Source organism: Xylophilus ampelinus (assembly GCF_003217575.1).
GTDB classification, from domain to species: domain Bacteria; phylum Pseudomonadota; class Gammaproteobacteria; order Burkholderiales; family Burkholderiaceae_C; genus Xylophilus; species Xylophilus ampelinus.
Map to the genome: position 1 here is coordinate 102,655 of NZ_QJTC01000012.1, position 9,184 is coordinate 111,838.

General features: G+C 68.4%; 7 protein-coding genes and 1 pseudogene. 1 reads left to right on the forward strand and 7 read right to left on the reverse strand.

The features are described 5' to 3' along the window. Positions 1-11: 11 nt before the first annotated feature. The 6 genes from DFQ15_RS09700 to DFQ15_RS09725 form a co-directional block, all read right to left on the reverse strand. Positions 12-824, reverse strand: coding sequence for an ABC transporter ATP-binding protein (locus tag DFQ15_RS09700; protein ID WP_374941019.1), 813 nt, complete (start codon positions 822-824; stop codon positions 12-14). Continuing rightward, positions 824-1,852, reverse strand: a complete 1,029-nt coding sequence (locus DFQ15_RS09705; RefSeq protein WP_110465790.1) for a branched-chain amino acid ABC transporter permease — start codon at positions 1,850-1,852, stop codon at positions 824-826. Before DFQ15_RS09705 ends, DFQ15_RS09700 begins: the two co-directional genes overlap by 1 nt. Before the next feature lie 12 nt (positions 1,853-1,864). Further along, positions 1,865-2,785: a branched-chain amino acid ABC transporter permease gene (locus DFQ15_RS09710; protein WP_110465791.1), complete on the reverse strand. Its 921-nt coding sequence runs from the start codon at positions 2,783-2,785 to the stop codon at positions 1,865-1,867. 43 nt (positions 2,786-2,828) lie between these two features. Next, positions 2,829-4,019, reverse strand: coding sequence for an ABC transporter substrate-binding protein (locus DFQ15_RS09715; protein ID WP_110465792.1), 1,191 nt, complete (start codon positions 4,017-4,019; stop codon positions 2,829-2,831). Between the two features lie 54 nt (positions 4,020-4,073). Beyond that, entirely contained in the window at positions 4,074-5,699 is a 1,626-nt protein-coding gene (locus DFQ15_RS09720) for an AMP-binding protein (protein WP_110465793.1), read from the reverse strand. A gap of 314 nt (positions 5,700-6,013) precedes the next feature. Then, positions 6,014-7,216, reverse strand: a complete 1,203-nt coding sequence (locus tag DFQ15_RS09725) for an acyl-CoA dehydrogenase family protein (protein ID WP_110465797.1) — start codon at positions 7,214-7,216, stop codon at positions 6,014-6,016. A gap of 172 nt (positions 7,217-7,388) precedes the next feature. On the opposite strand from DFQ15_RS09725, the gene DFQ15_RS09730 reads away from it, so the two are divergent. Next, the gene (locus tag DFQ15_RS09730; protein ID WP_158529044.1) at positions 7,389-8,978 is read left to right on the forward strand and encodes an NEL-type E3 ubiquitin ligase domain-containing protein; all 1,590 of its coding nucleotides are present in this window, start codon (positions 7,389-7,391) and stop codon (positions 8,976-8,978) included. Between the two features lie 60 nt (positions 8,979-9,038). On the opposite strand, the pseudogene DFQ15_RS17825 reads toward DFQ15_RS09730, so the two are convergent. Beyond that, a pseudogene (locus tag DFQ15_RS17825) lies at positions 9,039-9,184 on the reverse strand (IS630 family transposase); the annotation flags it as partial.

Sequence of the window (9,184 nt, forward strand, 5' to 3'; positions counted from 1 at the left end):
CGCTTGCGTATTCATGCGGCCACCTCCTCGTTCGCCTCGTCGCCCAAGTAGGCGCGCCGCACATCGGGGTTGCCGCGGATCTCGGCCGGCGTGCCGCAGGCGATCACCTTGCCGAAGACCAGCACCGAGATGCGGTCGGCCAGGCGGAACACCGCGTCCATGTCGTGCTCGACCAGCAGCACCGTGGTCTGGCCGCGCAGCGACAGCAGCAGCGCGACCATGCGCTCGGATTCGTCCGGACCCATGCCGGCCATCGGCTCGTCGAGCAGCAGCAGCGTCGGCGCGGTGGCCAGGGCCAGGCCCACCTCCAGCTGCCGCTGCTCGCCGTGCGCCAGCGCACCGGCCAGCGCATGCATCTGCGGACCCAGGCCGACCCGCTCGACCACCTGCTCGGCCGCGGCATAGCGGGCACGCTCGCTGCGCGCCGCTTGCCAGAAGCGCAGGCTGCTGCCCTGCCGGGCCTGCACCGCCAGCGCCACGTTGTCGCGCACCGACAGGCGCTTGAAGATGCTGGTGATCTGGTAGGACCGGGCCAGGCCGCGCAGCACCCGCTGCGGCATCGGCAGCCGGGTGACGTCGTCGCCGTGAAAGACGATGCGGCCCGCGTCGGGCGCCAGCGCGCCCGAGATCTGGTGGATCAGCGTGGTCTTGCCGGCGCCGTTGGGGCCGATCAGCGCGTGCAGCTCGCCGGGCTGCACACGGATGTCGGCATGGTCGGTGGCGGTGAGGCCGCCGAAGCGCTTGACCAGGCCGTCGATGTGCAGCAGCGGCGTGCCGGACAAGGCGGACGTGGGTGCCGATGCGCCCGTGTGGATCGGTCCCATCATGCCGGCTTCCTCCTGCGCAGGAAGCCCGCCAGGCCCTGCGGCGCGACCAGCACCACCAGCAGCAGCACCGCCCCCAGGCCGAACTGCCAGTGGATCGTGTAGGCCGCCAAAATCTCTTCGAGCAGCAGGAACACCACCGCCCCGATGAAGCCGCCCCACAGGTGGCCCACGCCGCCCAGGATCACCATCACCAGCAGCAGGCCCGACTGGTTCCACTGCAGCAGCGACGGGCTCACGAAGCTCGACTGGTTGGCCAGCAGCGCCCCGGCCAGGCCCGCCAGCGCACCGGCCAGGGTGAAGGCGACGAGCTGGTAGCGGTACACCGGGAAGCCGATCGCGCCCATGCGGGTCTCGTTCTCGCGGATCGCCTGCAGCACGTGGCCGAAACGGGCGTTGAGCAGCCGCTGGATGCCCAGGAAGGCCAGAACGAACAGCGCCAGCACCACGTAGTAGAAGCGGGTGTCATTTGCCAGGTCGAAGCCGCCGCCGACGGTGGAGCGGCCGGGCAGCGTCAGCCCGTCCTCGCCGCCCCAGGCCTTCACCGACACCATCAGGTAGTACAGCATCTGCGCGAAGGCCAACGTGATCATGATGAAGTAGACGCCCCGGGTGCGCAGGCTGATCGCGCCGACCATCAGCGCGAACAGCGCGCTGACCAGCAACGCGGCCGGCCAGGCGATCCAGGCCGACATGACGCCCTGCTGCATCAGGATGCCCACCGTGTACGCACCGGTGCCGATGAAGGCCGCGTGGCCGAAGCTCACCATGCCGCCGAAGCCCAGGATCAGGTTGAGGCTGGTCGCGGCCAGCGCGAAGACGAGGATGCGGGTGGCGAGTCCCACGTAGAAATCCTCGCCCAGCGCGGCGGCCGCCCACGGCAGCGCGGCCAGTACCAGCAGTACCGGCACCGTCCAGCGCAGGTGCAGCGCATGGTCGAGCAGGCCGTGCGGCGCATCCGCCGAATCGGTGGCCGGCGGCACGGCGCAAACGCGGCCTACAAGCGACGAAGAAGATGCGGTCGTCATGGGGTCGGGTCCTCAGCCGTGCGCCGGGAAAAGCCCTCGGGGCTTCCAGAACAGCACGGCAGCCATCAGCAGGTAGATCAGGATGGACGCGACGGCCGGCCCTGCGCTGCCCGCCGCCTCGGCACCCAGCCAGTGGCCGAAGGCCATCGGGATCAGCGCGCGGCCGGCGGTATCCACCACTCCCACCAAGAGCGCGCCGAACAGCGCGCCGCGGATCGAGCCGATGCCGCCGATCACGATCACAACGAAAGCGAGGATCAGGATGCTCTCGCCCATGCCCACCTGCACCGCCAGCAGCGGGCCCAGCATGCCGCCGGCCACCGCGCAGAGCGCCGCGCCCAGGCCGAACACCGCGGTGAACAGCCACCGCACGTTGGTGCCCATGGCCAGCGCCATCTCGCGGTTCGACGCGCCCGCGCGCACCTGCATGCCGAGCCGGGTGCGGGTGACCAGCACATAGAGCAGTGCCGCCACGCCCAGGCCCACGCCGATGATCAGCAGCCGGTAGGCCGGGTAGAAGAAGCCGGTCAGCAGCTCGACCGGGCCCGACAGGCTGTCGGGCGGGTTGAGCGCGATCGGCTGCGAGCCCCACAGCATGCGCACGCCCTCGTTGGCCATCAGCAGGATCGCGAAGGTGCCCAGCACCTGCGACAGGTGGTCGCGCTTGTAGAGGCGGCGCAGCACCGTCACCTCCAGCAGCATGCCGACCAGCGCGGTGCCGACGATGCCGCCGCCCAGTCCGATCCAGAACGAGCCCGAGGCCGCCGCCGCGGTGGCGATCAGGTAGGCGCCCACCATGTAGAGCGAGCCGTGCGCCAGGTTGATCATGTCCATGATGCCGAACACCAGCGTGAGGCCGGCGGCCAGCAGGAACAGCATCAGCCCGAACTGCAGCCCGTTGAGCGACTGCTCCAGCACCAGCACGCCGGTCATGGCAAGGCCTCTGTCATGGCATCGAAACGGATCGGGCGCCCGGTCATGCCGCCGGCATCTTGCAGCTGCCGACATACGCGTCGGCGTGGTTCTTGAACACGGTGCCCAGCGTACGGTTGGTCACCCGGCCCTGGGTGTCCTTGGTGATCACGCGCAGGTAGTAGTCCTGGATCGGGAAGTGGTTGGTGTTGAACTTGAACGCGCCGCGCACCGATTCGAAACGTGCGGCTTCGAGCGCCTTGCGCACCGCGGCCTTGTCGTCGAGCTTGCCCTTCACGTCGCGCACCGCGCCGTCGATCAGGCGGGCCGCGTCGTAGCCCTGCGCCGCGTACAGCGTGGGCAGGCGGCCGAACTCCTTCTGGAAATCGGCGACGAACTTCTTGTTGGCCGCGTTGTCCAGGTCGTGCCCCCAGAGCGAGCTGTTGAACATGCCGAGCATCGGCTCGCCCACCGCCTTGATCACGTCCTCGTCGGCCGAGAAGCCGGGGCCGAAGAGGGTCATGTCCTTCGACAGACCCGAGCCCACGAACTGCTTGATGAAGTTGATGCCCAGGCCGCCCGGCAAAAAGATGTAGACCGCATCGGGTTTGGCCGCGCGCATCTTGGCGATCTCGGCACCGTAGTCGAGCTGGTTGAGCGGTGTGTAGCTTTCCAACGCCACCTCGCCCTTGTAGAAGCGTTTGAAGCCGGCCAGCGCGTCCTTGCCGGCCGGATAGTTGGGGGCGAGCAGCGCGACGCGCTTGAAGCCCTTGTCCTGCACCGTCTTGCCGACCGCTTCGTGCAGGTTGTCGTTCTGGTAGCTGGCGCTGAAGAAGTACGGGTTGCACTGGTCGCCGGCGTATTGCGACGGGCCGGCGTTGGCGCTGATGTAGAAGGTCTTGGCGGCGAAGGTGGGTGCGCCCACCGCCAGCATCACGTTGGAGAACACCACGCCGGTCATGAAGTCGACCTTGTCGCGCTTGATCAGCCGGTCGGCCGTCTGGCGGGCCACGTCGGGGCTCTGCTGGTCGTCGGCCACCACCACCTCGGCGGGCAGGCCGCCGAGCTCGCCGCCGCCGTGCTTGACCGCCAGCTGGAAGCCGTCGCGGATGTCGATGCCCAGGCCCGCACCGGGACCCGACAGCGTGCTGAGCAAACCGATCTTGACCGCGTCGGCGGCCTGGGCGGACATGGCGACCGCGGCGAGCGCGGCCAGGACCAGGGGCTTGAGCGAAGAAGCGGAAAGAGTCTTCATGGGGCAGGCTTTCTATCGGTGGAGACGGAGGGAGGGTTTGCGGGGCGAAGAGATTCAGGGAACCGCGGGCGCATCGCTGCGTCCCAGCCGGAAGCGCTGGAGTTTGCCCGTTTCGGTGCGCGGCAGGGCCGCCACGAACTCGACGGCACGGGGATATTTGTACGGGGCCACCGTCTGCTTGACGAAGTCCTGCAGCGTGCGCACCGTGGCGGGGTCGGGCTCCTGCCCGGGCCGCAGCACCACGAAGGCCTTGACGATCTGGCCGCGCTCTTCGTCGGGCACGCCGATCACGCCGCATTCGGCGACGGCCGGGTGCTGCAGCAGCGCCTCTTCCACCTCGGGCGAGGCGATGTTGTAGCCGGCCGAGATGATCATGTCGTCGGTGCGCGACTGGTAGTGGAAGTAGCCGTCGTCGTCCACCAGATAGGCGTCGCCGGTCAGGTTCCAGCCGTCCTTCACGTACTGCGACTGGCGCGGGTCGTCGAGGTAGCGGCAGCCGGTCGGGCCTTGCACCGCCAGGCGGCCGACGGTGTTGGGCGGCACCGGACGGCCCTCGGCATCGACCACCCGGGCGCGGTAGCCCGGCACCGGCACGCCGGTGGCGCCGGGCCGCGCATGCGCCTCGTCGGCCGAGATGAAGATGTGCAGCATCTCGGTGGCGCCGATGCCGTCGATCAGCTCGATGCCGGTGGCCTGCTTCCACAGCGCGCGGGTGGCCGCCGGCAGCGCCTCGCCGGCCGAGACGCAGCGCCGCAGCGTGCCGGCGCGGATCGCGTCGCCGTGTGCGGCCAGCGTGCGGTAGGAGGTGGGCGCGGTGAACAGCACCGTGGCGCCGAAGTCGCGGATTCCGCCCTCCAGCTGCGCGGGCGATGCCTTCTCCAGCAGCACGGTCGATGCCCCGACCGCCATCGGAAACAGCAGCAGGCCGCCGAGCCCGAAGGTGAAGGCCATCGGCGGGCTGCCGATGAACACGTCGTCGGCCGCCGGCTTGAGCACATGGCCCGGCCAGCAGGCGCAGATCGCCATCACGTCGCGGTGGAAATGCATCGTCGCCTTCGGCACGCCGGTGGTGCCCGAGGTGAAGGCCAGGATGCAGGTGTCGTCGGCGGTGGTATCGACGTTGTCGAAGGTGGCCGGCTGCGCGGCCATCGCGGCCTCCAGCCCGTCGGCCGACGGATCATTGAAGCAGCACACCTGCCGCAGCACCGGGCATTCCAGCGCCGCGGCGCGCAGTTCGTCGGCCAGCCGCAGGTCGCACAGCGCGTGGCTGACCTGGCCCTTGTCGATGATCGCCTGCAGTTCCTTGGCGCGCAGCAGCGGCATGGTCGCCACAGCGATCGCGCCGGCGTTGACGACGGCGAACCAGCAGGCCGCCAGCATCGGCGTGTTGGGCGCCCGCAGCAGCACCCGGTTGCCGGGCACCAGGCCCATGCGGTGCACCAGCACGTTGGCGATGCGGTTGGACTGGGCCAGCAGGTCGGCATAGGTCCAGCGCAGGCCCGCGCCCTGCACGCAGAGCCGGTCGCCCCAGCCCCGGGCGACCGCGTCGTCGAGCAGCGAGGTGGCGCAGTTCAGGCGCTCGGGGAACTGCAGCTCGGGCAGGTCGAAAAGGTACGCGGGCTGCGCCTCGGCCGGCGGCAACCGGTCGCGGGCGAAAGTGTCTGTGTGTGCGCTGGCCATGCGAGAAACCCCTTTTGGTGCGATGCGTCCAAAACGATGAATTACTTTAGGGCTAAAGCAATTGGCGGGCCAGCGGGATCACCCTAACTTGAAGCACACCCCAGGCTTGCCCACTGCGTGTGGCCGCCAACCCCCTTACAGGGGCACCACCAGCGGCCCGGCGAAGCCGGTTCCGCGGTGAGCACTCGTACAACCCCCAGGCTTGCCCACTGCGTGTGGCCGCCAACCCCCTTACAGGGGCACCACCAGCGGCCCGGCGAAGCCGGTTCCGCGGTGGTCCTGAAGTGAAATGCACCCGCTGCAATGCTGGTTGCCTATGCGGAGGTCGGCGCGGCACCCTTCCATTCCTTGAGCAGGTCGCGCGCGATGATGAGTTGCTGCACCTCGGTGGCGCCCTCGTAGATACGCAGCGAGCGGATCTCGCGGTAGAGGCGCTCGACCGGCTGGTCGCTCACCACGCCCAGGCCGCCCCACATCTGCACCGCCATGTCGATCACCTGCTGCGCGTTCTCGGTGGCGGTGAGCTTGGCCATGGCGGCCTCGCGGGTCACGCTGTGGCCCTGGTCGCGCATCCATGCCGCCCGGTAGGTCAGCAGCGCGGCGCTGTCGATCATGGTGGCCATCTGGGCGAGCTTGGACTGCGTCAGCTGGAAGTCGGCCAGCACGCCGCCGAACATGCGGCGCCCGGTGGCGCGGGCCATCGCCTCGTCGAGCGCGCGGCGGGCGAAGCCCAGTGCCGCGGCCGCCACCGAGGTGCGGAACACGTCTAGCGTGCGCATCGCGATCTTGAATCCCTCGCCGGCGGCACCGATGCGCTGCGATGCGGGAATGCGGCAGCCGGTGAAGCGCAGCCGGGCCAGCGGATGCGGCGCGATCACCTCGATGCGCTCGGCGATCTCGAAGCCGGGCGTGTCGGCATCGACGATGAAGGCGCCGATGCCGCGCGTGTCCCTGAAAGGCACGCCCTGGCCGGTCGTGCCCGGCGCCTCGCCGGTGCGGGCGAAGACGACGTAGAAATCGGCGATGCCGCCGTTGGAGATCCAGGTCTTCTCGCCGTCGAGGACGTAGTCGCCGCCCTCCTCCCGCGCGGCGCAGGCCATCGCCGCCACGTCGGAGCCGGCTTCGGGCTCAGACAGCGCGAAGGCCGCGATCGCCTCGCCACGCGACACGCGGTTCAGGTAGCGGGCGCGCTGGTCGTCGTTGCCGGCCAGCGAGACGGCGCCGGAGCCCAGGCCCTGCATCGCGAACGCGAAATCGGCCAGGCCCGTGTGGCGTGCCAGTGTTTCGCGGATCAGGCAGACCGCGCGGGTATCGATCGCATCGCCGGCCTTCGCCGCGACCGCGTGCTGCAACCACCCTGCACGCCCCAGGTTGCGCACCAGAACGCGGCAGGCGTCGTCTACATCGCGGCCATGGGCCTCGGCGATGTGCGCGCATGCCCAGACTTCGAGGCGGCGCACCAGGTCGCGGTGGTGCTCGTCGAAGAAGGGCCAGTCGAGGTAGCGGATGTCGCTCATGGAGGTCTCCTGCGCCGGCCCGTCGCACGGCGTGGGCGGCAATTTTGACGAGAAAGTAGCCGCGTGGGTCGAATCGCAAAAAATACGGCCCCCGGGGCCGTGCATTTCGCGTAAGCAGCCATGGCTTCGCTGCGAGCGATGCAGTATCTGCGGCTGTCACGAGTATCCGGCAATGGACGCACTACGCAACCCCGGCACGCCGAGTTCGCGCGAAACCAGCCCGGAGCCTCGTCTCCAGGAGCCGGATGCTGCCCCGGCGCGGCGTGAACGCTCCCCCACGCCCGGGGCGCTCGAAGAGAGTCCGCTGCCGCGGCGCGCGCGGCGCGAGCAGCCCGGCGACCCTTCGTGGTCTTCTCGACGGGCTTTCATGTATGCGCTCACGCGGGAGCAGCCTCCCGGGCCGCCGTACATGCGTACCCACCGGCCCGGGTCGCTGCCGCAGGAAGCGGGGACCTCGTCGCCGGCGGCCCGTCTGCACCCTGGCGCTTCTGTTGCGACGGCCACCCCGCTGCAGAGAAGGGATGCGGCTAACGAGGCCGTGCACGCACTTTTGGTAGAACTCAACGTGCCGAACGATCCCGGGCCGACGGACTTCCCCGAGCTATGGAATCAGTTGAGGCGGCAGCCGGAACTGGCATCTCGCTTCCAAAGCGTCTTTCGCGAGATGCTGCGCCATGCCAACCTGGCTGCGCCGGAAAGGGTTTTCGACCTTCCCCTCACGGGCAACCAGCTCGTACTGCTGCGGACCATGTTCAATGGATTGGAAGAGTTACGGCAACTGACGAACCAGGCGGCCGCCCAGTTGGAGGCCGACATCAACCAGCAGCAGATGCCTCTGGGCCACGAGATCTATAGCTGGTCCAAGCTCACCGGCATGCCGATCGAATTCCCCCATGCCTTCGACCACGACGACAACGCAGTGCCATTCGCCCGTGTGCTGGGGCGCTTGCGCACCGAATACCTGCTGATAGAACCGGAGATTTCCGCGCAGACCAAAGCGCAGGTGTCGTCGATGCTGCACGCCGTCGCGAACGATGCGGCGTTGCGACGCGAGGTCTTTTCGCTGGCGCAGGATGCGCTGGGCACCTGCAACGACAACCTGGCCGAAGGCTTCTCCAAGATGGCCCTGGCCGTGGACAACCACCGGATGGCACGGGCGGTAGAGCGTGGCGACGTCGACGTGAAGTGGCTCGACGACTGGGCAGGCTCGTTGTTCCGCTTGTCGCTGCTCGAAACCGCCGTGCATCGCTACATCGCGTCCCGGCTTAGCGACGCTCCCAACCTGTTCAAGGAGGATCGAAACAGGCTGATCGAGGAACCCATGGAAACCATGTTGCACGCCAAGGTCGAGTTGCGCCGAACGCTCGGTCTTCCCAGCAGCACGGCCTCCACGATCGAGTTCCACCACTCCAGTATTTTGAATCCGGCGGATCTGCGAACGCTGGCGCACACGGTGCGGACCGAGGCGGAGAATCCTGCGGCGTACAGCAGCTTCCTGCTGGACAACCCGACATGGCGTGCCGGCATGAAAGCGCTGCACCCGCAAGAGTTCCAGGACTTGAAGACCCGGCAGGACGAGGATCCCTTCTACGACCTGGATCTGCCCCCGGACACCGACGTGGTGGCACAGGCGGCCTATGCCGAAAAGGCGCAGCAGGTGGCCGAGCAGCATGCCGAGCAAGAGCAGGCACTGCTGCTGCGCCTCGCAGTCCCAACGGCCTGGCCGCCAAAAACCGAGGCCGGCAGCGGCGACAACCATTGATACGGGACGGTCGTGAGCTATTTTTTCGATAGCACATGAAGGGCCGGCTAGTTTGGTGTCTCAAAAATAAGCCGAACTAAGTTTATGGGCAGCCCGAGCGACCTTTGCGAGGATCGTATCGGCGCTCTTGTGCCAGATGAAAGGTTTCGGGTCGGCGTTATGTCGGTCGATGTATTGCCGGATGGAGCGCTCCAGATCGGCCACGC